We start from the raw sequence: 21,056 nt of genomic DNA on the forward strand, positions 1-21,056 counted from the left end.
CTCCTCTGTTAAAAATCTATGCTCATCAACGCATCAAGAGCTTTAGATACATCTTTATCTACTATATCGTCCGCTCTATATAACGCATGCACAAAAGCCATGAAACCGTCAGTTTTTCGTCTTGTTTCATCTTTCTTAATATACTCCTTATTTCCATCTGATTTAATTTTTACGGCAACATTATTTGTAAACCAACGCATTAATGGATCATCTCCATAAATCACGTTATGTTTAGCAAACATTGTATCTATACGAGGGGCTAATAAGCCATGTATTGCTTTTGGGTTTCTTATAACATCTAATTCGATACCTGCCGCTTCAAATGCACGCCTTACAATGTCAGTTCTGTAGTTATCAGCTACAACTTTTTCAAGTCCGTATTTTTCTTTAGCTTTTAAAAACCAATCAACTATATATTCAATTTCAATAACATCATCATCGACAATGGTCAGTAATCCCATTTTTTCCCATTCTTTAATGGGCGGTTCTAATTTGACATCATCCAAAAACCCTTGTCTTACAAACGAATGTCCTAACCAAATGTAATCATCATTTTTTCGGAATAATAGCCCGACACTTGCAAAATCTCGGATATTTGCAAAGTCTAAACCACCTATACACATTTGATTATCTAAATTTGGTATCTCTCTATTTGTCGCTAGTATTTCTTTCCATGGTGCTATGACTTTTTCAAGGTCAACTTCAGGCAAATTCATTCGCTTAGTCATGAATTCGGGCTTATTTGAACGGTTAAATGGTAAATCGTTATACTCTTCTTCAATTGTACTTAGTAGCGTTTTAGCGTATTCTGACAACGGTTTATGTAACATTGGGTTCGCCTTTTCCCACATATTTCTGTCATCAACTTCTTTTGGATTATCTAACTTACAATAAAAAGGGAATAACCTACTATTTTTAACCTTGCCACTTAATACACTCGCAATTTTGTGCTTCATTGAATCGATATAACCATCTCTAACAAAGCCATCAGTGCTAATATAAAATGTTCGTCGGTTTTTCTTTTTACCTAGTCCACCACGTTTTACGTTTACCATTTCAGGACCAAAGAAATAATGAATTTCATCAAAAATAACACACCCCTCACGTCCACCATCTTTGGTTTTTGTGTTTGATGTGTTATAACGAATAACTGATTTAGTTGCACGGTTTATTATTTTTGTTTGACTAACTTCATAAGGAGCTTTTGGCGTTTTACCCGTCTTATTTCGTTTGTTTTCCATTAAAACGTTTCTGATTTCATCAAACGATGTTTTTGCTTGTTCTTCACTATTGGAAACAATAGAGATGTGATATTCTTTAACTCCATGTAGGGGCGTAGAAAGAAAATCACTAATTGCACTTATTAGACCGTTCTTCCCGCCTCCACGTCCCATGAAAATAGCAAATTCTGTAAAGAAAGCTTCATCTGTATTTTTATCTGTAAGAAATATATTAGCTATGATAAACCTTTGAAATGGTAATGTTGGAAAATACCATTTTTCAATAAATTTGATACAATCCTCGATTTTCTGTTCATCAAAATATACATCATCTCGTGAATATATATGCGTTTGTAGATAATTAAATAAATCAATTCTTTCTTTATTTAAAATTATCTTTCCTTGTTTCCACAAATTTATATATTCATCAACGTATTTATTACTAATCATAGGTAATCATCAGATGGTGTTTCTGTGTCTTCTTTCTCTTCGGGCAATAAATCCGATAATTGTTTAATTATTTTTTGATATGCAGCATCTCTAGCATTAAATAGTTTGGCTACTGGTCGTTCTCTTTCATATGGTGGCGCTTTTTCAGATTGAGTAAATAAATCATAGTCACCTTTTTCTTTTATGTCTTCCCACATGTAATCAAGCATTACACGTAGCCTTGCTGCTTGAATAATTAAACCATCAACTACTTTTAATTTATTGCTAGGTATGTCTTTATATAATACTTGCAGCCTTTCTTTTTCTTTAAGCACTAAGTTTTCATCAACTATAATCTCCATTTCATCACCTGCCTTAAAATGGTTATAAGAGGGGGGTTATACATGGATTTTTAAAATTATCGCGAAGTCGAGCCCCTCCCCGTTCCCCAAACGTTTTGGTCGCTTTTGATTTTTTTGACCCGGGGGTGTTTACCATTTTTCATCTTTCCATTTATTTTCTTTTTTTATAAATCTCTTTTCTTTTTTGTTGTGACATTTAATACACAGTGTTTCTAAATTGTTTAAGTCATGAGCAAACTCCGGATGATGTTCTAGCGATAATATATGATCTACATCCAACGACTTATGTTTGCTTTTGTCATATGTCGTTAACTTGCCGTCTCTCTTACATTGTTGGCATTCATAATTATCTCTTTCTAGTACTCTTTTTCTTGTTGTTTGCCATTCTTTAGACTTATAGAATCGTATACGTTCGTCTTTAGTCATCATAATGTTTCACCTTATATAACTTAAGTAGTATCAAGACGCATCTATACTTGATGTGTAGTAATGTATTTACAATTAGTTTGAACATGTTCATACCTCATAAATAAAAAGACACATCACATAGTAATGCGCCTCTTGTTCATGCGTCGTATTAGCATTTAATAACTTTAAATATTAATCTGATACTAACATAATAAACTGTTTTAATGCGGACTTACATAGGGTAAAAGTCCGCTACACATAACCAATATACTTTGCTAACTTATCGATCAGTGCATTCCTTCTACGTAATATACTTGTCTTACTTGTACCAAAGTAATGTGCTATATCTTCCCATTCATAACAACCAATAGGACAATCCCAATATCTAAACCTTAATAACTCAAGCGTATCCTCATCGCTCTCATCTATCAGCCTATCTACACCATTAACTATATTTCTTAATGTATTGTATCTGTTATCACTAAACTTCTTTATTGCACATCGTTCAATCGGATTACCTGGCAAATTACTTTTGCTGGCTCCTGCATTATCTGGTTCATGACTTTCAAGTAATTCATATTCTCGCATCTTCAACTCTCTTCGATAGTTATCGATGTGCTGAATGTATTCTTCAAGCTTTTTGATATCATGTTTCTCAATCTTTATCATTCAATGCAATACCTCCGATAATATAAATTACTTTTTAATATCGTTATTCATTCGCTTCAATTCAATCCTGTATTCTTCTAACCCGTTGTACCCTTTAGTTTTAACTACTTCATCAAGTAGATAATCATTCATATATCTGAGTGCTTGTATCTCTCTTGCACGATCACTATTAATACTAATACAAACTAATAGCAATATAGCAAATACAATAGTTGTAGCAATCCACATCACTCACTTACCTCCGCCCGAAAGACATAATCACTCGGCGCCTCTACATCATCATTAGCCGTCATCATAATATATACTTGCTCAGTTACATGCTTACCTAGCTCATACATTGCTAGTAAGAATAATAGTCTTAATATTTGTTTAATCATTGTTTATCTACCTTCTTTACTTCATATAAGACTGGATATAAATTTAAAAAGTGTATTCTATATCCAATCGTCTTAACTTCTACTTTGTCGCCTACTTTTAACCTAGCTTGTATGTCTGCGCTATCAAATTTCTTTTTGAATAGTAAGTCTGAGTTTTCAATGACTTGTTTGTTGTCTAATACAATATAGAACTTGTCTTCTTTATCTTGTCTCTTGTTATATTTATCTGTAATAGTTCCTTGATGTACTTCTTTGTGTTGGTAACTAGCCACTGTATAGATAGGTAATGTGATAACAAGTAGCGATGCGAATATACCGAATAATGACAGTATTCCAACAATAAAGATATCGGACCCATCCATATTTTTAAGTTTTTTAATCATCGTTTACCTCCTTAATAAATGTAAATGATTCAATCTCATCTCTTTTAACCCACACTTCATTGTTGAACACATCTTTGACCGGAAGAAAATCCTCAATCACTAGCTTCATAACAAGATTAATATAATCACCAGAAGCTAGATCTGTTGTTGTGTAATAAACTCTATCTGAAATAGTTTTAATTTTAACCTCCGTCATTTCTCACACTCCCTTATATTTTGAAACAACTGACCCACTTTAATAATTGCATCTCTTTTAACATGTGCCTCGTACTTCTCTTTCGCTTCTTCTTTACTCTCTGCCTCAACAACTGTAAACCTTTGGTTATTCTTAGCTCGAGTTATGTGTGTATGTTTACGTCCTGTTGAATCTTTGAATGTTGTGACTAAGTATTGTGTCATTCCTCATAGCTCCCTTGAACTTGTTTGAGCTTACTCATAAAAAACATTACTAAAAATGCTATTAAGATATGCGTCTTTTGATGTTTATAAGCAAATGTAGATATCATAAAGATAGTAGCAAGCATTAACATTTCATATATGTTTGTGTGTATAGTCTTTTTACTCTTAAGAAAAATAATTGCTATGCGATAAAAGAGATAAACGCCAAACCCTATTAAAAATATTTCTAACATGTCGCTCACTTCCCCAAAACCTCCTTGACTCGATCTAATATGTCTTTACACGTATCCTTTTCCTGCGTCTGCTGTTCCATCTTGTCTTTCGTGGTTCCTTTTCATTTTCTTTTTGTATGCGTCAATGAGTTGGTCGATAGAATATAAGTTGTAAGCTATGTCTATCACTATAACAATTGCTTGTTGGTCGGGATAAAATTCTTTGAATATTATCTGTGGTGTACTAACAACTGCGTCTTGAGCAAATTCTTTATCTTTAAAATTAAACATTTTGTGAAATTCTGTATCTTTAAAACTTGATTCAATCGCTTCTTTTATCTCTTCTGATGACACTCCTACTTGATTCGCAATACTCAATCCAAACGCCAACATGTCAGCTAATTCATCAAGTTGTACGTCTAACGGCTTACCTGGTTTCTTCTTCCAGTTCTTAAACGTTTCCAATGTATTAAACCATTCAAAGAATTCAACTACATATGCTATTTTGCTATCTCGTAAGTTCAGCGTTGGTATTCTATCGTCGAACTCCTTTTGTATTTGTAATAACTCTTGTAATTGATCAATTGTTAATGTGTTATTCATTATTCTTCACTCTCCTCATATTTATAGACCACTTGACCCGTCATAATCCCTACTGCTTCATCAAGTTCAATACCTTCTTTAACTGAATGTTGAATAGCATTTGTCATTCCCTCAATTATGTCATCAAACGCTTGCGCTTTCTTATACACGTCCTCAATCTCTTTTAGCAATCCCTCTGTGTCATTGCCGTTATACGCACTAGCACTTATAACTGATTGTTCGATTTGTTCGCGATTATTCATTATTAAACAACTCCTTAAATCTCTCTTCGCTAATCTCAACGTCTACTAAGTTGCATATTTCAAACCATTCACTCGGTTTGAAGTTTCGGTTTTCCTCTCCGGATACTTCTTTTAAAAGATCGCTATGACATTTTTCTCTTATCAGAAAAAATTCTTTAGCTTCCTTTTTGTCTGGTTTACTTCCATCTTTATTCACATATAGTATTGCCTCATCTGGTTCTTGGCACCACGCATCAAGTAAACCAATGTATAAACCTACCTTGTCTTTATTCTCAAATGCTAATGCTGGGTATGTTTTAGTCGTTTCCATAAAAATTTTATTGTTTAATTCCATTCCAAATTTAACTCTTTCATCATCTTTGCCAAATTCGTTTATTAAATCTGTTTCAACGCTCTTGCAATACCTATCCCATGCGCTTGCTTTCTTCTCCAGCTCTTTGTTGCGTTTTTCTAGTTTATCGATATTTTCAGAAAGTTTTTTGTTTTCTTCTCTATAGTAAAACGCCTTAGTTCTAAAATGATGTATTGCACTTTCGTCGTCAGTAATAGAGTCTACTCTCTCTACTCCGTATTTTTTAAAGTAACTTAACAATTCCTCTCTAGTAGGTCGTGTCATTGTATCCCCTCCGAAATATTTAATAATCTTCTGGCATAACTATATGCGCCATCACTATTTAATCCGTTGCCAAAGCATCTATACATGTATTCATAATCCTTTTTTGTTAAACGTTTACCAATATAAAGTTCGAAACCTGTTTGTAAAAAAACCTGTGTTCTTTTAGGAGATATATTTTCAATACAACATCTGCTAACCCAATGAATAAATTTAACAACTAAATCTAATTTGTTAGCGCAATCTTTTAGTGAAAAGAAAATATTTGATTCTCTATCGAGGATAAGCTCTTTATTTTCATTGATAAAACTGTATTTAAAGCAATTCATCATTTCGAACACTTCATAAATCAGATTATCTATCTCATCAAATGCTTTTGCTCTTTTCTTAACCTCCGTCATATCCCCAATAAGCTCATCTCGTTGCTTCTTGTACTCATCACGTTGTTTTCTCATCTTCTTCAACCTAGCTTCCATCACACCTAGTTGAAATCCTGTATCGTAGTTCATTCTGTTACCTCTAATAAATGAGATGATTCAAATATGTTGCCTTTAACCTCACAGTCATATCTAAGGAAGGATTTTTTGTCTATATACTCAAAGTAATCATTTTCAGAGACTGCGCCCTCAAACATAAAATCTTTTAATTGAATGCCATTTACAATATCAATAGATATCACTGCTCTATTAATTGTTCCTACTATAGATTCATCGTCGCCTGCTATTGCTAATACTTCATCTTCAAACTCAATAATATCGCCGTCATATATTTTGGTGTTGTTTTTGTCTTTAAGTCCTGTGTATTGCAGTAGTTTTATATCATCATCAAAATTAATTCCATGAACATCTAACATTGTTTTTTCATCTTTATCCCACGCTCTAAATTTCGGCATCATTCTGTTACCTCCGTCTTTATAAAAACTAGCCAATGTGTTTTAGCTCTCTTATTTCCAAATAAGGGCAATTGATTAAAACATTTCAAAATTTGGCTAAGCTTTATTTGTTCTTCATTCCATTTAAATATTAGTGTTCCATTGGGTTTTAAAACTCTCATACATTCGTTAAAACCTTGTTTAATATCTTCTGGCCAAGTTTCATTCAAACGCCCATACTTTTGAACTAGCCAACTTTTATCTCCACCTGTTTTTAAGTGTGGCGGATCAAATACAACTAGATGAAATGTATTATCATCAAATGGCATATCTCTGAAATCGGCCACAACATCAGGGCTTACTAATAAGTTTCTTCCGTCACTCAATTTTGTATCTAATGTTCTGTTATCCATGAACACTACATCTTGATTTTCTTTATCAAACCAAAACATCTTACTACCACAACACGCGTCTAATATTTTAGCCGTCATTCTACCAACTCCCCATCTTTCCAAATGAGTGTCATCGTCATATCATCGTTTAAGATATAGAATGCTTTGGTAGGAAAAATGTTGTCGTCTTCAAAACGTTCGTTCAAACTGATACCTTTGTGTAATGCGGATTTATAGACTCCTTCTTGAATCTCATATACTTCAAACAACCTATCAAACTTAGTCTCTTCAGTGATTTCCTCTTCAACTTCGACTATGAAAGGAGTATCAATCGGCACCAAACCTGATGTCATACACTTATTTGTATTTGAATCAAAACGAACGACTCCATTACCGTAATTCTTTGTAAAAAAAATTTTTCCTTTTGATAGCTCCGGATTTTCTCGCGCCCATTTAATTAATTCATCTAATCGCATTTCTTTTTTAACTTTGATTTTCATCATTTCCATCTCCTCAAAATAAAGTTAGTTGCTTCTGTTCCTCACATTCCAAACCATGTTGCTTTATATATGTTTCAAACTCTTCCGCTGTATCAAATGTCTTTTTCACACCTTGCCAACCTGGCACGATATGCCCGTGAAAGTAATAAGTGTCATTTACCACATGGATATGTGCCACTCGCTCGTTATCCTGATACAGATATCTCTTAGAGCCGAAAAATTGGTTTAAGTATTCTTTGCGTGCGCTACCTGTCATGGTCTACTTCTTAACTTTCACGAATATGTCGTTTTCCATCAGGTAGCACGCATAACGTCCTCTTGGATGTTTCTGAGGAACATTAAATAAATGTGGCTTCTTTCTTCTTAGCTCAGCCTCTTTCTTTCGCTCTCTTTCCAATTTGCGTTCGAGTCTAGCTTGTTTAACCTTTTCCATTTGTTTCATTTCTCTATATTCTTTTAGGTGCATACCATAGGGCGCATCTAAAGCTTCTGAAAACTCCCAACGACCTCTTACACGTTTAGAAACAATTCCAGCGTTTATCCCTCGCTTTGCCATTAATTCTTTTTCAAAATTATTAAATTTATATGGTTTGTTATTAATGATTACAACACTGCCCATTTATTCCACCTCTATATTTACGTTTCTAATTTTCAAATTGTCATACTTTAGTAATTCATCCGGATTGTTATATAAGTAATCTGCCAATGTTTCTTTTTCGTTATCCACATCATCGAAATGCTGATATTCAACTTCTGTAGGTATTCTTATATCAATCATCGCGTTTATATATGCTTGTTGTTGCATTAAATCACTTCGTTTCTCTTTTGCGTTCTCGTCTTGCTTTAATTAATTCCTCGTACGTAATCCATGCTTTACCTGTATACTTAGGTGCTTTACATATCCAATTTAGCTTTATGTTTCTGTATTTATGTCTGAAAATCTTAGCTTTAAGCTTTGCTACTTCGGTTGGCATTCCTTTAATGTCGATAACTTCAATCAGTTTGCCATCGAGATATAACGCAAAGTCTGCAATGTATTCAATCTTTCGTTGTTTATCTAATTTTGGTAATAATTCAAATTTCGGTTGTATTTCGATATGATCATAATTAGTGCCATTCATATTACTTTCTAAATATTGGTAATATTCACACTCTACTTTGCTATCAAATACAATTCCTTTGTGCTCAACTTTCTTAGCGTTGTATTTACTCATCGTCCACCTCTAAATATCAAATATCGTCGCTTGTAACCCTAGCTGATGCTCATATAGAAGTCCGTGAGCGCCTTTGAAGCGTTTTAGGTCGCTATCAGTCATGATTTTCTTTTCGTCACTGAAATGGCCTCCTGTGAGCGAATAGACTTCATTTTCGTTATCTTTATACTTAATGACTTTAATAACTTCTGTGCCATCTTCTCGGTATAAGTAATATTTTTCTTTCGGCATTTTTTAACACTCCTTAATATTCGACGATAGCGGGGCGTGTATGGCGTTCTGCAAGTTTTTGGATAAATAGGTCGTATAACTTGTTTTCGTCTCCCTGTGCCTCGTCTATGAGTTTCTGAGCGTACATATCTGAACACTCAAGTTTTATTTTTAAAAATTCTTTGGTCACCATGCGTCTCGCTCCCTGAAATCGTCTCCGATTACCCTTACTTTTCTTGCGTTATGTTTCATTCTCGAATTGATTCGTTGCCAGTTCATATTTTGATTTAGTTCTTTATCACTAAAGTTAGTTGTAAAGATGTTGTTTTTACCTACTCTGTTATCGACAATGCTGAAAAGTTTATTTAAAGTGTGTTCTGTGTTTTCTACACCCATATCATCTAGTACAAGTAAATCAATATCACTAAGTAATTTGACTAGTTCGTCTGTAGTCTCTACTGCATTTTTGTTGTATGTCGCTTTGATACGATCCATCAACATTGGTATGTGCATAAAAGCAACCGTATACCCTTTAGTTTTAACTGCTTTTGCGATAGCGTATGCTAAGTGGCTTTTACCAGTTCCGTATGAACCTTGTAGTATTAATGATTTCGGTTCTTTTGTAGAGAAGCCTTGAACGTACTCTATTGCTGTTTGTTTAGCTTGTACTTGTTTTTCATTCTGTGGCTTATAGTTGTTGACTGTTGCATCTCTTAAAGACGGATTAACGTTTGATTGATTGAATATGTTGTTTATCTTCCGTTGCTTGTTTCGCTTATACTCCTCATAGATTTCACATTTGCAACCGTCTTTATACTCGTAACCATTCGGGTGTTTTTTAGTAGGAGCGAACTTATATAGGTCGTATTCACTTCCACATTTCTCACATTTCAATCCTTTTTCGACATGAGTAGGTTGATATTTTTTCAAGCTTTCGTTTATCTTTTCGCTGAATAGTGGTTTCATAATATCCCCCTAATCCCAATAACTTTCGTCGTACTTCATACGTTCCAATTGATCTATGCCAGTTTCTTTAACCTCTTCGCTATAATCATTCATATAGCTTTCGTTAGTTAAAAACGTTTTGGGGTACTTTTGATATTGTTTGTCTGTAATAGTTTTTAAATACTCTCGAGTGCCTTGCATGATTTGTTCAAAAGAATGTTTCTTTAAGCATGATTTGAATTTAGTAAAAGACATCTTCTTATCTTTCTTCTTGTCGTAAAGTTTCCACCATTCCTCAAATTGCTCATGCGTAACGTCAGTTGCGCTATTATTTGAACTTAAGTTCTTATCTATATCTTTTTCTTTATCTCTTTCTAATTCTTTATCTAATTCTTTATCTTCTTCTGTTGCGTGACTGTCACGTGACGTCACGTGACCATTTAGCAATTTTCTGTTGTTTTCTCGTTGCTTTTGTTTCCTCAACCTGTTCTGCGCCCTGATTTTCTCGAGTCCTTCGATGTTTTGGTGCTTTTCCCAATTTGTCACTTTTATGACACCATTAACTTTTTCAATCATGCCCAATGTCTCAAAAGTTTGTATTGCTAACCTTATTGAGTTGATAGGTCGACTAAACTCATTCGCTAACATTTCTTCGTTATACGGCAAGTTTTCAGATAACATAATGTAACCTTGTTCGTTGTACTTTCCTGATAAAGTTAGCAACTTAACCCAAATAGTTATGATCGTATCTCTTTCGGGTAAAGCTTCGATATATTTGATTTTGCTGTCATCAAACATGCCAACTTTAAGTTTTATCCACGATACTTCTCCCATTGTTTTCTCCTTTCAGCATTTTGTTGAGCCTCTCATCAACTTTTATCCATGAGTCACGCAAGTGATATTTATCATCAAACGACTTAACGCCCATCGCATGTTGCTCGTTGTGATGTTCGCGACATAACGCTAATACATGTTTGTCGTAGTGGTTCATCTTGTTTCTGTTCATGCCTCTACCTACTGCCTCATAATGTGCCAAATCAGCGTGAGGCTTTCCGCAAATTACACAGTTGCGGTTGATAGTTGACCAGTATAAGAATGATTTATCTTGTTTCAGTAGGTCGCTTGTTTTGTAGCTAAGCGGTATATCATTGTGAAATATCCAATCAAGTGTTACTTCAATAATTTGATTCGCTTGCATACGTGTGCAGTCACTTAACGAAATACTCTTGTCGTAGCCGTACAGAACCGTTACATATTCTTGGAACAAATACCTCATATAGTCACGCGGTTGCCCTGTGTGGCTCTCTATGTCGTTACATAGTGCAAATATTTTTCTTCGTTGCTTGTCTGTTATTTTGAACGGGTCTTCGATTCGTAAATCACATTCGACTTCGTAGCCGTTATCTAGTAATAACGTTTCTTTGTCTCCTAGCTCGGCACCCTCGATAACGACCGTTGTTGTGCCGTCATCTTGAGTGATATAATTTTTGATTTGAGCCATTTAATCACGTCCTAGAACGGTAAATCATCATCAGTAATGTCTATTGGACCATTAGCATTAGCGAACGGATTATTTTGTTGTCTATTCTGTGGTGCGTTATATGAATTGTTTTGTTGTTGGTTGTTACTCTTCGGTTCTAAGAATTGAACACTGTCCGCTACTACTTCTGTAACAAACACACGTTGTCCGTCTTTGTTTTCGTAGTTACGTGTTTGTAGTCGTCCGTCTACACCAGCCAGCGATCCTTTAGAAAGGTAGTTTTTAACGTTTTCAGCTTGTTTTTTGAACACTACTACGTTTATAAAGTCTGCTTCACGCTCGCCTTGAGCATTCGTGAATGTTCTGTTTACTGCTAATGTGAATGTTCCTACATTTACGCCATTTGGCGTGCTTCTTAATTCTGGGTCTTTTGTTAAGCGTCCTACTAATACTGTTCTGTTTAACATTATTGTTTCTCCTCACTATCCAATTGTTTTAATCCCGCATCTAATTTTTGGTGTGCTTCTGCGATTTGTTTTTGACTTAATTTATTAATGTTAGATATTTTTAGCCATCTCATAGTTTTGTCGATAGTTGCATCTCGCCCTTTTTCTTGAGATAAGTTCACAAACTGATTGATACGCTCCTCTAGTTCTGTAATATCATTGTCACTTGCACTTGGAAGTTCCTCGCCGTTGTAGATATATAAACCTAAACCGTGTAAAGCCGAAGCTTTAACGAAACATCGTTTTTGTGCTTTATTGATATCAAAAGTTGTTGCACTACCTTTAGCAAGCGATTTATTTCTAAAATCCAATACTGGTAGCCATTCAGTCTCTGTACTACCTTTCACAGTCACAGATACCTGTACAAAATAGCCCTCTGGTGTAGCCAAATAAGGTACAAAATAATTTTCTGTGTTAATATCTGGATGTGGAAACTCGTGCACTCTTACTGTGTAGTTTGGGTCAATCTTTTTCAGCTCTTGATGTGCATATGACCATGCTAGATAAGTTAATCCATTTTTTTGTTCTGTATGATCATTCACATTTTTACTGTTTAACTGTTCGAATAATGTTTGTTCAGTCATGTTCTACCTCCTCATATTCAATTGTTTCTGTCACTGTTTTCTTAATTACTTTGTGCTTAGACATATCGATAACAGTTTTGTCTAGTCCGTCGAATTCCCTCGCGTCTCTTCTATCGGTTGAATATTTTATTGTGTCGTAAACTTCTGTTGGGCGATTTGTGATATATAAATCTTCGCCTTTGCGTTTAATTAAATACGTTACGGTCTTCTTCATTTATTAACGCCTCCCCTGCAATGACACGTTTCATTTGCTCGTATACTTCTTGGACTTCTTCGTTGGAACAGTTAGTACTAATGTATAAATGACTAGCACCTACTTCGTAACGATTATCAATATGGAACAAATAAACTGTAATTATTCCACTTTTACGTCTTGCAAATTGGCACTCAACTTTTACATCAGAATGCAAAATCAGTTCATTTAATTCGTTAGCTATTCTTAATAGTTTATGGTTCATATTTGCCTCCTACCATTTCATGACTAAGTTAATTAATCTGTCTTGTTCGTCTGTGTTAAATTCAATCCATTCATAAATTGTTTGTTTTAAAATATCTAACGCTGTGTATAAATCGTTCTCGTCAGAAACTATTATTCCGTCAATCGAATTATCTTCGTGGTCTAAAACAACTATCTCGACGCTAAAATTATGTCTCTTAACTCTTAATTGAAAATCAAACCCATCTACATTAATTATTTTTCGACATACGTCACCCGTTTTGTAATACATTGTTTTAGCCCTCCTTGTTGTTATCTATAGTAAGAAATTTTTGTAGTTTACGTTTTTGAATGGCGTTAATGACATCGTCGAAATTAGTAGCATTATCCAATAATTCAGCAAGATTAAAAGCATTGCCAAGCGCAGAACTTGAACTTTTTATGAAATCTCCGTCGCTAACTCCTATTGCTGAGAAAAACAAAATATCAAATTTACTTTCTCTCTTAATTTCTTTCGCTAAATCATACAGTTCTGAGGTTTTTTCACCTAATAAACCCCTTAATTCGTCCTGAGTCATGTCTTTATAGTTTTTAGTCATAGTTGACTTCCTCCTTGTTTAGTTTTATATTGAACGTAAGTTTATATTTCTAATTACTTTTCTGTTACCTGTTGGCGCATGTAACAGAATTTTTTATTTTTTATAAAAGCATTCTTTAAAAAATTGGAATGTTGCGATACTTGCGAATCCTGCAATTGACCACGCTGTAGTGAAGTATAGAAACGGCATAAGTACAATCGCTAAGACCGTAAAGCATAGTACTGCTAATAGGTAGCTTTTATAAATATTGCTCATTTGATAATCCTCCTATAATTCGTATTCATTAATCATTAAATTGGTACCGATAAATTGAATAGCTTTGTCAATTTTTATATAACGCTTTTGTCCTCGACCAAATCTGTACATGCATTCTTTTTGAAACTCTTTGTTCGAGTAAACTTTTTTCTCTAGATCATCTTTTGAAATGCCACTTATTTTTACAAACGCATTTGCGTCTGCATATCCGATGTATTCCATATTCAACCCCTCCTATATTTCGTTTTCAAATTTCATTTCAATTTGCTTGATTCTGTATAAAGTAGCTTGTGACGGGAACCAATTAGCAATCATTTCAATTACATCGTCGAAATGTTTTTGTCTTACGTTCGTTCTTGAACTCGCGCCAGTCATCTTTTTCACTTCTGAATTAATATCCCTGAATAATTCGCTACGTTGTTTTTGGTTTGTTATCGCATGTAGCCTTTGGATATGTGCAACTCTTTGATTAATAGTTCTAGTTAAGAAATTGTAATCTCCCGCATCCAGTTTTTGATTTTCTTTCAAATCAACAACATCATCTTTCACGTTTTTAATTTCTTGTTTAGTTTCTTCTGTAGCTTCAAACATTAATCTCAATGCTTGCATTGGGTCGCTAGGTACTTGGTACGCACCAGTTCTTCTTAAAGTTGGTAAAACTTCCGATGTTACCCAGCGTTTGAATTTCCTAGCGGTTTCTCTAATGTTTTCGTTTTTACTTTGTTTAGAAGCGTCAAAGATTAAACTGTATAATCCAGATTCGTTGATGATGATCATATTTCTGTTTTGACCTGACGCACTAATTTGGTGCATCAGCCTATCTTCGCTATCAACATGATTGCGTATGGCGTTATCTGCTCGTGCATACCCTAAAATTTCAGCAACATCTTTACCTAAAAAGAAGGGTTCTCCTTCCACTTCAATTTTCCTTACTGGTAATTCTTCAAAATTAAATGTTTGTAATGCTTGCATATTGTTTATGCTCCTTTCGTGTATAATTTAGTTATCAACCTAAGGAGGTGATATTGGTGTATATTGACCCTTTAAAAGATGTTCGTTTATCTATTAATAACGTAATTAGTAATGTTGAAATTTCTAAAAGTATGGCAATGAAACAGTCTTTAAAACTTAAGTACCAATTAGATATAATTAATAGAAACAACATAAATTTATTTTCTGACTTCAAAGTAGACTTTCATCTAAACAACTTAATTGAAATGAATTTTAATTTGCGTAATTCTTTTTCATCTCTAACATTTCAAAGAAATTTATTTTCTGAAGAAGCGATAAAATCTTTTAAGGAACTCTATAGGTTTGATGATGAAATAGTGCTTCAAGCTCAACAGACCATTAGAGATTTTTATATCAATCCAACTGCTGTCTCTACTTTGGCTGAAACCATCAATTCGACCTATCCAGTAAATGAGCAAGATACCTATAAAAGAAACGAGAAATTTGTCAATCGTATCAAAAATGATTTTCCACATCCTTTCAAAAGTTTTATCAGGTTCTCTAGTGGATTTGTGGCAAGTGTTGACACTCAAAACTTTGTAACAAACTATATAAACGAGAATGATTTACATATTCAAAACTCATTGATAGTCGCTATAGTTTGTTTATTTAGTTTTTTATCAACTTATTGTTCATATTTAAAAAAGTAGAGAACAAAACCACTAGTATGTCCGTAACATTGCTAAGCAAATTAGCTTTTAATTATCTAACACAAAAATTTAATCTAACTTAAATTCTTTTCCATCTATTAATCCATAAAAGTTATTTTTTAAATGCGGATGTCTTTCAAGCGTCATTTCAATAAAACGCGGGTCTATCATTAAGTCGTAGCCATCGTTGTATTGAATATTAACGGGTCGTCTATTACCTTCTTCGTCATAGTAGTAATAGATGACTTTTTTGTTTTGAGCTTGCATTTGTACGCCTCCTTTAAATTTTCTAATAGGAAAGTGAACGTCACTGATTCACTTTCCGCCACTCTGTTAAATCAGTAACTTTGTTATCACTTTCAACACCGTTAAGCTTGTCTAATGCTTTCACTACTTTTTGGAACTCTTTGATAGCACTTCGTAGCTTGTCAGTAATTTCATCTTCTACCATTTCCAAACCTGCGAATGCATCATCACTGTTCATGCTTAGATGTTTGTTGAAAAGATCTCGAGTGTATCTTATTTCTTTAAGTGATTTATCATAAGCTTCAATTTGTCCTGAAAGGTTATGATATTTTAGTTGTAGTTTTACTAATTTTAATGATTGGTCTTGCATTTGTTGTGCCTCCTTCAAGATGTTTGTTTTTCTTTTTCTTTAAATGCTAAAATAATTGATTTCTTCTTATCATTCATGAATACGAAATTTTCGTATTCATTGCCCAAAAAAATATCATCGTATTTAACATTAAAAGCTCTTATATATTTAGAAAGTAAACTGTCTTTAATATTAGTAGAGTCTTTTTCCATATTTTGAATTGTACGTGATGAGACCTTAAACAAATCCCCTAACTCTTCTTGAGTCAATCCGTAATCAGTCCTCAACTCTTTTAATGTTTTCATGTTGTCACCGCCTTTCGGTAACACTAATATAATACGAAATTTTCGTATTGTCAACATTAAATACGTTTTTTTCGTAAAAAACTTTACTATGATATGAAATTTTCGTATAATAAGAAAAAAGGAGGTAAGTAATATGAACAAAGAAAGAAATATTATCATAGCCAAAAACATTAGAAAATTTCTCAACGATTCAAATATGTCTCAAAAGAAACTTGCTGAACTCATTAACATAAAACCATCTACTTTAAGCGATTATTTAAATTTACGTTCCAACCCCTCTCATGGCGTTATACAAAGGATAGCTGATGTTTTCGAGGTTGGTAAAAGCGACATAGATACTACATACAAAGACGATAACGACATCACTTCCATATACAACAAACTCACACCTCCACGACAACAAAACGTACTTAACTATGCAAATGAACAATTAGAAGAACAGAATTCTAAAGGCGATAACATTGTTGATATTAATTCATATAAACAGGATAAAATTGCAGTTAACGTCAATGGCTGTGTCTCTGCGGGTGTGGGAGAACGCCTACACGGTGAAACATTGTTCACTGAAATGGTTAAAGCCCCTGTTCCTCCACATGATTTAGCATTAAAAGTTAATGGCGATTCTATGGAGCCTATGTTTAAAGATGGCGAAATCATATTTGTGGAGAAAACTCACAATATAAAGAATGGGCAAATAGGTATATTCATCATCGAAGAAGAGGCTTATGTTAAGAAAGTCTTCGTTGAGGATGACAGATTGACTTTAGTTTCACTGAATAAAGAATACCGCGACCTTCACTTTTATAGAAATGAAAGTGTGAGGTTGGTTGGAAAAGTTATTTTATAGTTAAAGGAGAAATGAGAATGAAAAGATTGTTGAGTTTATTATTAGCAAGTGCAGTAGTTTTAAGTGCATGTGGTAGCGATGATAATGAGAAAAAAGAAAAGAAAGAAAATAACGAAACAAAGAAAGAGAACAAAAAACTTAATAGTAACAATAAGGAAAAAGATGTTACAAAAACACCTGCAAATAACAACGTTGATAATAATCAAGTTAATGTTAATGAAAAGAATATACAGAAAATAAACTTTAATAACATTACGGACAGAAATACTTTAAAGTCAATTATTTATGGAAATTATAATGAATTAGACAAAATCAATGCATATAATAGCGCAGTAGCAAACGGTGTGATTCCGCAAGGTAATGTTATGGAGGGTCCAGCTATTGCAGCTTTCGAAAGTTCCTTAAGAGTTGAAAGTGGAGCAGAAAAATCAATATATTCGTCAGCCCCTGAAAAGAGAGATTACGATAATAATGGTGTATATCGTACTGAGCAAGAGCAAAAGGCTCATGAAAATTGGGTGAATGATCAAGTTGAGTGGGCAAACGCTTCAGAAGCTGAAAAAGAACAAATTCGTAAACGAGATGCTGAGAAATATGGATATGAATATAATCCAGATGATTATAAAGAGTAATAGTATCAATATGCAACTTTGATAAAAAGCCACTACTACGATATACGTTAAAAGGAGGTGAAATCATGTGGATTAAATACAAATTATTTAAACAGATGTCATACCCATAATAATTATTGATTTATCAAGTTTAAAAGTCATTATCTAATAAAACATACGAGGTTTAAAATGAAAAATAAGATTATTGTATTTATATTATTATTAACTTTAACAATTTCATATTCAACAAATTCTGCAATAGCTTTACAAGAGGAAAGTATCGATTCTATTGGATACGAAGATAACACAATCGATGATTCTACATTAGACAATATGCCTGATTACACTATAGAGGAAGAGGATGTAATACAACCTAGAGTTATAGGACCTCTTGTTAGATACGTAGTTAAAAATGGTATGACATTTTATAAAAGTATTAAATACGCACCAAAATTCCCTCGAAACTTTAAAGCAGTTAGTGGAAAGACCAAGCATCATAACGTGACAAATAAATCCTTACTAGCCAAACTTAGAAAGGTCGAAAAAGGGACATGGAAAAAAGTTTATAAAGATGGATACATTGGAAAGAAAAAAGTTTCAGTTCATTATTTCCAAAGCAAATCGGGTTTAGTCTTCGATGTAAAAACTAAGACAGGGTGGAGTAATAAATAATGTTAGTATTCGAGAACAAAGAACAAATTGAAAAATTCACTTTAATAACTATTCATGGATTATTTTATCAACTTAAACATGATCTTATTTCAATAGAAAATGCAGAACATATAATTTTCACACCCTATATTATGGATCAACTTTCTTCTTTAAACGTAAATTCAGAAATAATTGATTTAATTCATAAAGGTACTGAACTGGAAGATTTAGAGGCATTTGATTTATCTGTTAAAGAAGCTGTTTCGGAATTTTTAGATTCGACAGAAAAACTATTAAAAAAATATGAGGGTATAGAATTTAATGAAAAGGTACTGAAAGATTGGAATTTAGAAAGAAGTAATTAAGGAGTTATTAACACATTCAAATAAGGGTAGCCCTCCTACCCTTATTATTTTTTGCCGATTTTGAGGAGGAGAAGTAAAATGGCATCATTTACAATTAGAAAAAGAAAAAACAGAACAACAGTTACATGGCAATATGATGTTAAACATCCATCGTTCAAATCAGGAAAGAAAAGAAAGTCAGGATTCAAAACTAAAGCTGAGGCAACCAACGCTGCGCAACAACTGCTTAGAGATTTGGATGATGGAAATAATTTAGATGAAAATAAAAAATTTGAAGAGTATTACAATGATTGGTTAGATTCAAAAAACAAAAAACATGTCGCTTCACAACAATTCTATTGGTATCAACGTTCATTAAAATTATTTAACGAATATTTCGGGAGTGATTTTTTAATAAAGAACATCAAACGTTCCGAGTATCAAAAGTTTTTGAACGAATTCGGTCGAGGTCGTACAAATGAAACGGTTCGTAAATTAAACAGTTGTTTATCACAATGTTTCAGAGATGCAGTATATGAGGGCTATTTAAAGAAAGACCCTAGCTATCAAATAGATATTCGTGGTACAAAAAAATCAAAAGACGAATACTCTAAATTCATCACCATAGAACAATACTTGCAATTGATAGAATACTTTAAATCTAGAGACGAACCAAGTTATATCTTTTTATTCATCCTAGCTATCACTGGTGCAAGATACAGTGATGTAATTAATATGTTGCCTATCGATCTAAACGAAAAAGAGGGTACAATACATCTTCGTGGTACAAAAACAGTTAACGCAGACAGACTTGTGGAAGTACCCAAAAAGGATATACAACATATTAAAGCTAAATTATCAAAATTACCCAAACGTACAGATAATAAGTTATTTAAATTGAGTCATAATGCCGTTAAAAAGTCATTTAACCATGCTAAGAGCCAAATAGGACTAAATGATACTAAAATAACACCTTATTCATTAAGGCACACACATACATCTTTCCTACTTTCTAAAGGTATCCCTATTGAATATATAAGTAAAAGGTTAGGGCATTATAATATTTCTATAACTTTAGACACCTACTCTCACTTACTTGATGAACATAAAAAAGAGCAAGGTCAACGTGTCAGAAAATTATTTTCTTGACACACATTTGACACTTGCTAGAATAAAACCCCATTATATCAAGGTTTCCAAGCATATTTCTATGGAGACGGCGGGATTTGAACCCGCGTCCAGAGGTCCTGATACACATCTTTCTACGTGTGTAGTTTATCGAAAGTTTTCGCATCATGAAAAGTGATAAACAACCAACATGATGCTAGCTTGATTAAGTTTCTTCTAAACAGACTTCAAACGGCAGTGTTTAGCATATCCTATTAAGGTTGAATCGCGTTAACAGCACATAGGAAATGCTGTTAGGCGATGCAGAGTGCGATTAGGCAGCTACTGCGAAATTATTGTTTGATTTGCCAGTTATTATAAACTGTGTGTGTTGATGACGAAGACAACCCTCCGACACGCTTAATGAGCTCGGGGGACCCCTGTCGAATCCATGAACGTCCCCGAAATAATAAATCAAACAAATCATACTTTTGTAATTTACAAAAGCATATATAACTATATCAAATATAGCCCGATTAAGCAACCAAATCGCTTAATAACGGGCTTTCATATCGCGCGCAACATCTCGTTTGACTGCTTTTTCTTTTAAAGCTTGACGTTTATCATATTTTTTCTTACCTCGTGCGACACCTAGTAATACTTTACAATGCCCATGCTTCAAATAAAGCTTTAACGGCACAATCGAATAACCAATTTCTCGAGTTTGTTCACCCATCTTAATGATTTCACGTTTGTGTAATAATAATTTTCGAGAGCGAAGAGGATCGTGATTAAAACGATTCCCTTCTTCGTATGGTGCTATATGCATATTATTCAAATACATTTCACCGTTTTTAACTTGCGCGTAACTATCTTTAAGGTTGGCACTACCTCGGCGAATTGATTTTATTTCTGTACCTTGTAATACAATCCCCGCTTCAATCGTATCCTCTATATTATAATCATGTCTTGCTTTACGATTTTCCGCTAATGTACCTGGTGATTTCTTCTTAGCCATTCATACTC

At 33.6% G+C, this 21,056-nt stretch carries 44 protein-coding genes, 1 other RNA gene and 3 pseudogenes; 7 read left to right on the forward strand and 41 right to left on the reverse strand.

Features of this window, described 5'->3' with window-relative positions; all coding sequences use genetic code 11:
• Positions 1-8: 8 nt before the first annotated feature.
• The 35 genes and pseudogenes from CD116_RS00410 to CD116_RS00580 all read right to left on the reverse strand — a co-directional run bounded on the left by CD116_RS00410 (position 9) and on the right by CD116_RS00580 (position 14,881).
• Positions 9-1,670 (reverse strand): terminase large subunit, encoded by a 1,662-nt coding sequence (locus CD116_RS00410; RefSeq protein ID WP_047551437.1) that lies wholly within the window; start codon positions 1,668-1,670, stop codon positions 9-11.
• Entirely contained in the window at positions 1,667-2,011 is a 345-nt protein-coding gene (locus CD116_RS00415) for a hypothetical protein (protein WP_000402904.1), read from the reverse strand. Before CD116_RS00415 ends, CD116_RS00410 begins: the two co-directional genes overlap by 4 nt.
• A gap of 129 nt (positions 2,012-2,140) precedes the next feature.
• The gene (locus CD116_RS00420) at positions 2,141-2,440 is read right to left on the reverse strand and encodes an HNH endonuclease (protein WP_000988332.1); all 300 of its coding nucleotides are present in this window, start codon (positions 2,438-2,440) and stop codon (positions 2,141-2,143) included.
• 231 nt (positions 2,441-2,671) lie between these two features.
• Positions 2,672-3,088: a hypothetical protein gene (locus CD116_RS00425; protein WP_000590126.1), complete on the reverse strand. Its 417-nt coding sequence runs from the start codon at positions 3,086-3,088 to the stop codon at positions 2,672-2,674.
• A gap of 27 nt (positions 3,089-3,115) precedes the next feature.
• A complete protein-coding gene (locus CD116_RS00430; protein ID WP_047551428.1) occupies positions 3,116-3,316 on the reverse strand; it encodes a DUF1514 family protein in 201 nt (66 codons plus the stop codon).
• A complete protein-coding gene (gene rinB / locus CD116_RS00435; protein WP_047551425.1) occupies positions 3,316-3,465 on the reverse strand; it encodes a transcriptional activator RinB in 150 nt (49 codons plus the stop codon). Before rinB ends, CD116_RS00430 begins: the two co-directional genes overlap by 1 nt.
• Entirely contained in the window at positions 3,462-3,848 is a 387-nt protein-coding gene (locus tag CD116_RS00440; RefSeq protein ID WP_047551422.1) for a phage protein, read from the reverse strand. Before CD116_RS00440 ends, rinB begins: the two co-directional genes overlap by 4 nt.
• The gene (locus tag CD116_RS00445; RefSeq protein WP_047551419.1) at positions 3,841-4,044 is read right to left on the reverse strand and encodes a hypothetical protein; all 204 of its coding nucleotides are present in this window, start codon (positions 4,042-4,044) and stop codon (positions 3,841-3,843) included. The genes CD116_RS00440 and CD116_RS00445 overlap by 8 nt, the downstream gene beginning before the upstream one ends.
• Positions 4,041-4,247 (reverse strand): DUF1381 domain-containing protein, encoded by a 207-nt coding sequence (locus tag CD116_RS00450; protein ID WP_047551416.1) that lies wholly within the window; start codon positions 4,245-4,247, stop codon positions 4,041-4,043. The genes CD116_RS00445 and CD116_RS00450 overlap by 4 nt, the downstream gene beginning before the upstream one ends.
• Positions 4,244-4,489, reverse strand: coding sequence for a hypothetical protein (locus CD116_RS00455; protein WP_001282074.1), 246 nt, complete (start codon positions 4,487-4,489; stop codon positions 4,244-4,246). The genes CD116_RS00450 and CD116_RS00455 overlap by 4 nt, the downstream gene beginning before the upstream one ends.
• Before the next feature lie 36 nt (positions 4,490-4,525).
• Positions 4,526-5,062 carry a dUTP diphosphatase gene (locus tag CD116_RS00460; protein WP_001066447.1) on the reverse strand — a complete coding sequence of 179 codons (537 nt, stop codon included), beginning with the start codon at positions 5,060-5,062 and terminating at the stop codon, positions 4,526-4,528.
• Positions 5,062-5,304: a type II toxin-antitoxin system toxin HigB gene (higB, locus tag CD116_RS00465; protein ID WP_047551412.1), complete on the reverse strand. Its 243-nt coding sequence runs from the start codon at positions 5,302-5,304 to the stop codon at positions 5,062-5,064. Before higB ends, CD116_RS00460 begins: the two co-directional genes overlap by 1 nt.
• A 304-nt stretch (positions 5,305-5,608) precedes the next feature.
• Positions 5,609-5,920, reverse strand: a pseudogene (locus CD116_RS13745) (hypothetical protein); the annotation flags it as partial.
• Positions 5,917-6,426, reverse strand: a complete 510-nt coding sequence (locus CD116_RS00475) for a hypothetical protein (RefSeq protein WP_047551409.1) — start codon at positions 6,424-6,426, stop codon at positions 5,917-5,919. The pseudogene CD116_RS13745 and the gene CD116_RS00475, both read right to left, overlap by 4 nt.
• Positions 6,423-6,812, reverse strand: a complete 390-nt coding sequence (locus CD116_RS00480; protein ID WP_047551407.1) for a YopX family protein — start codon at positions 6,810-6,812, stop codon at positions 6,423-6,425. Before CD116_RS00480 ends, CD116_RS00475 begins: the two co-directional genes overlap by 4 nt.
• Positions 6,809-7,279: a class I SAM-dependent methyltransferase gene (locus CD116_RS00485; RefSeq protein ID WP_047551405.1), complete on the reverse strand. Its 471-nt coding sequence runs from the start codon at positions 7,277-7,279 to the stop codon at positions 6,809-6,811. The genes CD116_RS00480 and CD116_RS00485 overlap by 4 nt, the downstream gene beginning before the upstream one ends.
• Positions 7,276-7,680 carry a hypothetical protein gene (locus tag CD116_RS00490; protein WP_047551402.1) on the reverse strand — a complete coding sequence of 135 codons (405 nt, stop codon included), beginning with the start codon at positions 7,678-7,680 and terminating at the stop codon, positions 7,276-7,278. The genes CD116_RS00485 and CD116_RS00490 overlap by 4 nt, the downstream gene beginning before the upstream one ends.
• Before the next feature lie 13 nt (positions 7,681-7,693).
• On the reverse strand, positions 7,694-7,936 hold the full coding sequence (locus CD116_RS00495; RefSeq protein ID WP_047551397.1) for an SAV1978 family virulence-associated passenger protein: 243 nt from the start codon (positions 7,934-7,936) through the stop codon (positions 7,694-7,696).
• Positions 7,937-7,939: 3 nt separating this feature from the next.
• Positions 7,940-8,299, reverse strand: a complete 360-nt coding sequence (locus CD116_RS00500) for an SA1788 family PVL leukocidin-associated protein (protein WP_047551395.1) — start codon at positions 8,297-8,299, stop codon at positions 7,940-7,942.
• A complete protein-coding gene (locus tag CD116_RS00505; RefSeq protein ID WP_047551394.1) occupies positions 8,300-8,485 on the reverse strand; it encodes a DUF3113 family protein in 186 nt (61 codons plus the stop codon).
• Between the two features lie 4 nt (positions 8,486-8,489).
• Positions 8,490-8,894: a DUF1064 domain-containing protein gene (locus CD116_RS00510; RefSeq protein WP_047551388.1), complete on the reverse strand. Its 405-nt coding sequence runs from the start codon at positions 8,892-8,894 to the stop codon at positions 8,490-8,492.
• Between the two features lie 9 nt (positions 8,895-8,903).
• The gene (locus tag CD116_RS00515) at positions 8,904-9,125 is read right to left on the reverse strand and encodes a DUF3269 family protein (RefSeq protein WP_047551385.1); all 222 of its coding nucleotides are present in this window, start codon (positions 9,123-9,125) and stop codon (positions 8,904-8,906) included.
• Positions 9,126-9,138: 13 nt separating this feature from the next.
• Positions 9,139-9,297 (reverse strand): hypothetical protein, encoded by a 159-nt coding sequence (locus CD116_RS00520; protein ID WP_000256589.1) that lies wholly within the window; start codon positions 9,295-9,297, stop codon positions 9,139-9,141.
• Entirely contained in the window at positions 9,291-10,070 is a 780-nt protein-coding gene (locus CD116_RS00525) for an ATP-binding protein (RefSeq protein ID WP_047531224.1), read from the reverse strand. Before CD116_RS00525 ends, CD116_RS00520 begins: the two co-directional genes overlap by 7 nt.
• Positions 10,071-10,079: 9 nt before the next feature.
• Positions 10,080-10,883 carry a phage replisome organizer N-terminal domain-containing protein gene (locus tag CD116_RS00530; RefSeq protein WP_047551383.1) on the reverse strand — a complete coding sequence of 268 codons (804 nt, stop codon included), beginning with the start codon at positions 10,881-10,883 and terminating at the stop codon, positions 10,080-10,082.
• Positions 10,855-11,550, reverse strand: a complete 696-nt coding sequence (locus tag CD116_RS00535) for a putative HNHc nuclease (RefSeq protein ID WP_047551377.1) — start codon at positions 11,548-11,550, stop codon at positions 10,855-10,857. Before CD116_RS00535 ends, CD116_RS00530 begins: the two co-directional genes overlap by 29 nt.
• Positions 11,551-11,561: 11 nt before the next feature.
• Positions 11,562-11,996: a single-stranded DNA-binding protein gene (gene ssb, locus CD116_RS00540; protein WP_047551373.1), complete on the reverse strand. Its 435-nt coding sequence runs from the start codon at positions 11,994-11,996 to the stop codon at positions 11,562-11,564.
• Complete coding sequence (locus tag CD116_RS00545; RefSeq protein ID WP_047551372.1) at positions 11,996-12,619, reverse strand: Sak single strand annealing protein; 624 nt, start codon at positions 12,617-12,619, stop codon at positions 11,996-11,998. The genes ssb and CD116_RS00545 overlap by 1 nt, the downstream gene beginning before the upstream one ends.
• Positions 12,612-12,833, reverse strand: coding sequence for a DUF2483 family protein (locus tag CD116_RS00550; protein WP_047551369.1), 222 nt, complete (start codon positions 12,831-12,833; stop codon positions 12,612-12,614). The genes CD116_RS00545 and CD116_RS00550 overlap by 8 nt, the downstream gene beginning before the upstream one ends.
• Positions 12,805-13,077: a hypothetical protein gene (locus tag CD116_RS00555; protein WP_047551366.1), complete on the reverse strand. Its 273-nt coding sequence runs from the start codon at positions 13,075-13,077 to the stop codon at positions 12,805-12,807. The genes CD116_RS00550 and CD116_RS00555 overlap by 29 nt, the downstream gene beginning before the upstream one ends.
• Before the next feature lie 9 nt (positions 13,078-13,086).
• Positions 13,087-13,347 carry a DUF1108 family protein gene (locus CD116_RS00560; protein WP_047551363.1) on the reverse strand — a complete coding sequence of 87 codons (261 nt, stop codon included), beginning with the start codon at positions 13,345-13,347 and terminating at the stop codon, positions 13,087-13,089.
• Between the two features lie 4 nt (positions 13,348-13,351).
• Positions 13,352-13,654 (reverse strand): DUF2482 family protein, encoded by a 303-nt coding sequence (locus CD116_RS00565; protein ID WP_047551362.1) that lies wholly within the window; start codon positions 13,652-13,654, stop codon positions 13,352-13,354.
• Between the two features lie 93 nt (positions 13,655-13,747).
• On the reverse strand, positions 13,748-13,909 hold the full coding sequence (locus CD116_RS00570; RefSeq protein WP_047531239.1) for a DUF1270 family protein: 162 nt from the start codon (positions 13,907-13,909) through the stop codon (positions 13,748-13,750).
• A 12-nt stretch (positions 13,910-13,921) separates the two neighbouring features.
• A complete protein-coding gene (locus tag CD116_RS00575) occupies positions 13,922-14,131 on the reverse strand; it encodes a hypothetical protein (RefSeq protein WP_000455728.1) in 210 nt (69 codons plus the stop codon).
• A gap of 12 nt (positions 14,132-14,143) precedes the next feature.
• On the reverse strand, positions 14,144-14,881 hold the full coding sequence (locus CD116_RS00580; protein ID WP_047551357.1) for a BRO family protein: 738 nt from the start codon (positions 14,879-14,881) through the stop codon (positions 14,144-14,146).
• A 56-nt stretch (positions 14,882-14,937) separates the two neighbouring features.
• Here CD116_RS00580 and CD116_RS00585 point away from each other — a divergent pair, with 56 nt between their 5' ends.
• Together CD116_RS00585 and CD116_RS14135 are read left to right on the forward strand one after the other, a co-directional pair.
• Positions 14,938-15,570: a hypothetical protein gene (locus CD116_RS00585; protein WP_047551354.1), complete on the forward strand. Its 633-nt coding sequence runs from the start codon at positions 14,938-14,940 to the stop codon at positions 15,568-15,570.
• Positions 15,561-15,653: pseudogene (locus CD116_RS14135) on the forward strand (DUF2513 domain-containing protein); the annotation flags it as partial. The gene CD116_RS00585 and the pseudogene CD116_RS14135, both read left to right, overlap by 10 nt.
• Here CD116_RS14135 and CD116_RS00590 read toward each other — a convergent pair.
• The 4 genes and pseudogenes from CD116_RS00590 to CD116_RS00605 form a co-directional block, all read right to left on the reverse strand.
• Positions 15,640-15,837, reverse strand: coding sequence for a hypothetical protein (locus CD116_RS00590; protein ID WP_001148861.1), 198 nt, complete (start codon positions 15,835-15,837; stop codon positions 15,640-15,642). The pseudogene CD116_RS14135 and the gene CD116_RS00590 overlap by 14 nt on opposite strands.
• Positions 15,838-15,877: 40 nt before the next feature.
• Positions 15,878-16,186 (reverse strand): hypothetical protein, encoded by a 309-nt coding sequence (locus tag CD116_RS00595; protein ID WP_047551351.1) that lies wholly within the window; start codon positions 16,184-16,186, stop codon positions 15,878-15,880.
• Between the two features lie 14 nt (positions 16,187-16,200).
• A complete protein-coding gene (locus CD116_RS00600) occupies positions 16,201-16,470 on the reverse strand; it encodes an SA1804 family transcriptional regulator (RefSeq protein ID WP_047551489.1) in 270 nt (89 codons plus the stop codon).
• Positions 16,467-16,641 (reverse strand): annotated as a pseudogene (locus CD116_RS00605) (transcriptional regulator). Before CD116_RS00605 ends, CD116_RS00600 begins: the two are co-directional and overlap by 4 nt.
• Here CD116_RS00605 and CD116_RS00610 point away from each other — a divergent pair.
• The 5 genes from CD116_RS00610 to CD116_RS00630 all read left to right on the forward strand — a co-directional run bounded on the left by CD116_RS00610 (position 16,604) and on the right by CD116_RS00630 (position 20,072).
• Positions 16,604-17,317 carry an XRE family transcriptional regulator gene (locus CD116_RS00610; protein ID WP_047551348.1) on the forward strand — a complete coding sequence of 238 codons (714 nt, stop codon included), beginning with the start codon at positions 16,604-16,606 and terminating at the stop codon, positions 17,315-17,317. The pseudogene CD116_RS00605 and the gene CD116_RS00610 overlap by 38 nt on opposite strands.
• 17 nt (positions 17,318-17,334) lie before the next feature.
• Positions 17,335-17,949: a hypothetical protein gene (locus tag CD116_RS00615; protein ID WP_047551346.1), complete on the forward strand. Its 615-nt coding sequence runs from the start codon at positions 17,335-17,337 to the stop codon at positions 17,947-17,949.
• A gap of 168 nt (positions 17,950-18,117) precedes the next feature.
• Positions 18,118-18,600 (forward strand): hypothetical protein, encoded by a 483-nt coding sequence (locus CD116_RS00620; protein WP_047551344.1) that lies wholly within the window; start codon positions 18,118-18,120, stop codon positions 18,598-18,600.
• Entirely contained in the window at positions 18,600-18,944 is a 345-nt protein-coding gene (locus CD116_RS00625; RefSeq protein WP_047551341.1) for a DUF3969 family protein, read from the forward strand. The genes CD116_RS00620 and CD116_RS00625 overlap by 1 nt, the downstream gene beginning before the upstream one ends.
• Before the next feature lie 78 nt (positions 18,945-19,022).
• Positions 19,023-20,072 (forward strand): tyrosine-type recombinase/integrase, encoded by a 1,050-nt coding sequence (locus tag CD116_RS00630; protein WP_047551338.1) that lies wholly within the window; start codon positions 19,023-19,025, stop codon positions 20,070-20,072.
• A 59-nt stretch (positions 20,073-20,131) separates the two neighbouring features.
• Here the strand turns inward: CD116_RS00630 and ssrA are convergent.
• Both ssrA and smpB read right to left on the reverse strand, forming a co-directional pair.
• Positions 20,132-20,493: a transfer-messenger RNA gene (gene ssrA / locus CD116_RS00635) on the reverse strand.
• A gap of 90 nt (positions 20,494-20,583) precedes the next feature.
• Positions 20,584-21,048 (reverse strand): SsrA-binding protein SmpB, encoded by a 465-nt coding sequence (gene smpB, locus CD116_RS00640; protein WP_047551331.1) that lies wholly within the window; start codon positions 21,046-21,048, stop codon positions 20,584-20,586.
• Positions 21,049-21,056 lie beyond the last annotated feature (8 nt).

Origin of the sequence: Staphylococcus schweitzeri (assembly GCF_002902405.1) — a bacterium.
In the GTDB taxonomy this organism is placed as follows: domain Bacteria; phylum Bacillota; class Bacilli; order Staphylococcales; family Staphylococcaceae; genus Staphylococcus; species Staphylococcus schweitzeri.

What these genes read in the sequence shown, in the direction of transcription:
- CD116_RS00475 (WP_047551409.1), bottom strand. Translation starts at nt 6,426, where the DNA reads ATGAACTACGATACAGGATTTCAACTAGGTGTGATGGAAGCTAGGTTG.
- ssb (WP_047551373.1), bottom strand. Translation starts at nt 11,996, where the DNA reads ATGTTAAACAGAACAGTATTAGTAGGACGCTTAACAAAAGACCCAGAA.
- CD116_RS00625 (WP_047551341.1), top strand. Translation starts at nt 18,600, where the DNA reads ATGTTAGTATTCGAGAACAAAGAACAAATTGAAAAATTCACTTTAATA.
- CD116_RS00555 (WP_047551366.1), bottom strand. Translation starts at nt 13,077, where the DNA reads ATGAACCATAAACTATTAAGAATAGCTAACGAATTAAATGAACTGATT.
- CD116_RS00445 (WP_047551419.1), bottom strand. Translation starts at nt 4,044, where the DNA reads ATGACGGAGGTTAAAATTAAAACTATTTCAGATAGAGTTTATTACACA.
- CD116_RS00515 (WP_047551385.1), bottom strand. Translation starts at nt 9,125, where the DNA reads ATGCCGAAAGAAAAATATTACTTATACCGAGAAGATGGCACAGAAGTT.
- CD116_RS00560 (WP_047551363.1), bottom strand. Translation starts at nt 13,347, where the DNA reads ATGTATTACAAAACGGGTGACGTATGTCGAAAAATAATTAATGTAGAT.
- CD116_RS00430 (WP_047551428.1), bottom strand. Translation starts at nt 3,316, where the DNA reads ATGTGGATTGCTACAACTATTGTATTTGCTATATTGCTATTAGTTTGT.
- CD116_RS00485 (WP_047551405.1), bottom strand. Translation starts at nt 7,279, where the DNA reads ATGACGGCTAAAATATTAGACGCGTGTTGTGGTAGTAAGATGTTTTGG.
- CD116_RS00510 (WP_047551388.1), bottom strand. Translation starts at nt 8,894, where the DNA reads ATGAGTAAATACAACGCTAAGAAAGTTGAGCACAAAGGAATTGTATTT.
- CD116_RS00575 (WP_000455728.1), bottom strand. Translation starts at nt 14,131, where the DNA reads ATGGAATACATCGGATATGCAGACGCAAATGCGTTTGTAAAAATAAGT.
- CD116_RS00500 (WP_047551395.1), bottom strand. Translation starts at nt 8,299, where the DNA reads ATGGGCAGTGTTGTAATCATTAATAACAAACCATATAAATTTAATAAT.
- CD116_RS00520 (WP_000256589.1), bottom strand. Translation starts at nt 9,297, where the DNA reads ATGGTGACCAAAGAATTTTTAAAAATAAAACTTGAGTGTTCAGATATG.
- CD116_RS00450 (WP_047551416.1), bottom strand. Translation starts at nt 4,247, where the DNA reads ATGACACAATACTTAGTCACAACATTCAAAGATTCAACAGGACGTAAA.
- CD116_RS00545 (WP_047551372.1), bottom strand. Translation starts at nt 12,619, where the DNA reads ATGACTGAACAAACATTATTCGAACAGTTAAACAGTAAAAATGTGAAT.
- CD116_RS00530 (WP_047551383.1), bottom strand. Translation starts at nt 10,883, where the DNA reads ATGGGAGAAGTATCGTGGATAAAACTTAAAGTTGGCATGTTTGATGAC.
- CD116_RS00440 (WP_047551422.1), bottom strand. Translation starts at nt 3,848, where the DNA reads ATGATTAAAAAACTTAAAAATATGGATGGGTCCGATATCTTTATTGTT.
- CD116_RS00420 (WP_000988332.1), bottom strand. Translation starts at nt 2,440, where the DNA reads ATGATGACTAAAGACGAACGTATACGATTCTATAAGTCTAAAGAATGG.
- CD116_RS00525 (WP_047531224.1), bottom strand. Translation starts at nt 10,070, where the DNA reads ATGAAACCACTATTCAGCGAAAAGATAAACGAAAGCTTGAAAAAATAT.
- CD116_RS00480 (WP_047551407.1), bottom strand. Translation starts at nt 6,812, where the DNA reads ATGATGCCGAAATTTAGAGCGTGGGATAAAGATGAAAAAACAATGTTA.
- CD116_RS00615 (WP_047551346.1), top strand. Translation starts at nt 17,335, where the DNA reads ATGAAAAGATTGTTGAGTTTATTATTAGCAAGTGCAGTAGTTTTAAGT.
- CD116_RS00535 (WP_047551377.1), bottom strand. Translation starts at nt 11,550, where the DNA reads ATGGCTCAAATCAAAAATTATATCACTCAAGATGACGGCACAACAACG.
- rinB (WP_047551425.1), bottom strand. Translation starts at nt 3,465, where the DNA reads ATGATTAAACAAATATTAAGACTATTATTCTTACTAGCAATGTATGAG.
- CD116_RS00610 (WP_047551348.1), top strand. Translation starts at nt 16,604, where the DNA reads ATGAACAAAGAAAGAAATATTATCATAGCCAAAAACATTAGAAAATTT.
- CD116_RS00580 (WP_047551357.1), bottom strand. Translation starts at nt 14,881, where the DNA reads ATGCAAGCATTACAAACATTTAATTTTGAAGAATTACCAGTAAGGAAA.
- CD116_RS00415 (WP_000402904.1), bottom strand. Translation starts at nt 2,011, where the DNA reads ATGGAGATTATAGTTGATGAAAACTTAGTGCTTAAAGAAAAAGAAAGG.
- CD116_RS00590 (WP_001148861.1), bottom strand. Translation starts at nt 15,837, where the DNA reads ATGCAAGCTCAAAACAAAAAAGTCATCTATTACTACTATGACGAAGAA.
- CD116_RS00595 (WP_047551351.1), bottom strand. Translation starts at nt 16,186, where the DNA reads ATGCAAGACCAATCATTAAAATTAGTAAAACTACAACTAAAATATCAT.
- CD116_RS00505 (WP_047551394.1), bottom strand. Translation starts at nt 8,485, where the DNA reads ATGCAACAACAAGCATATATAAACGCGATGATTGATATAAGAATACCT.
- smpB (WP_047551331.1), bottom strand. Translation starts at nt 21,048, where the DNA reads ATGGCTAAGAAGAAATCACCAGGTACATTAGCGGAAAATCGTAAAGCA.
- CD116_RS00550 (WP_047551369.1), bottom strand. Translation starts at nt 12,833, where the DNA reads ATGAAGAAGACCGTAACGTATTTAATTAAACGCAAAGGCGAAGATTTA.
- higB (WP_047551412.1), bottom strand. Translation starts at nt 5,304, where the DNA reads ATGAATAATCGCGAACAAATCGAACAATCAGTTATAAGTGCTAGTGCG.
- CD116_RS00425 (WP_000590126.1), bottom strand. Translation starts at nt 3,088, where the DNA reads ATGATAAAGATTGAGAAACATGATATCAAAAAGCTTGAAGAATACATT.
- CD116_RS00490 (WP_047551402.1), bottom strand. Translation starts at nt 7,680, where the DNA reads ATGAAAATCAAAGTTAAAAAAGAAATGCGATTAGATGAATTAATTAAA.
- CD116_RS00565 (WP_047551362.1), bottom strand. Translation starts at nt 13,654, where the DNA reads ATGACTAAAAACTATAAAGACATGACTCAGGACGAATTAAGGGGTTTA.
- CD116_RS00495 (WP_047551397.1), bottom strand. Translation starts at nt 7,936, where the DNA reads ATGACAGGTAGCGCACGCAAAGAATACTTAAACCAATTTTTCGGCTCT.
- CD116_RS00460 (WP_001066447.1), bottom strand. Translation starts at nt 5,062, where the DNA reads ATGAATAACACATTAACAATTGATCAATTACAAGAGTTATTACAAATA.
- CD116_RS00620 (WP_047551344.1), top strand. Translation starts at nt 18,118, where the DNA reads ATGAAAAATAAGATTATTGTATTTATATTATTATTAACTTTAACAATT.
- CD116_RS00410 (WP_047551437.1), bottom strand. Translation starts at nt 1,670, where the DNA reads ATGATTAGTAATAAATACGTTGATGAATATATAAATTTGTGGAAACAA.
- CD116_RS00630 (WP_047551338.1), top strand. Translation starts at nt 19,023, where the DNA reads ATGGCATCATTTACAATTAGAAAAAGAAAAAACAGAACAACAGTTACA.
- CD116_RS00600 (WP_047551489.1), bottom strand. Translation starts at nt 16,470, where the DNA reads ATGAAAACATTAAAAGAGTTGAGGACTGATTACGGATTGACTCAAGAA.
- CD116_RS00570 (WP_047531239.1), bottom strand. Translation starts at nt 13,909, where the DNA reads ATGAGCAATATTTATAAAAGCTACCTATTAGCAGTACTATGCTTTACG.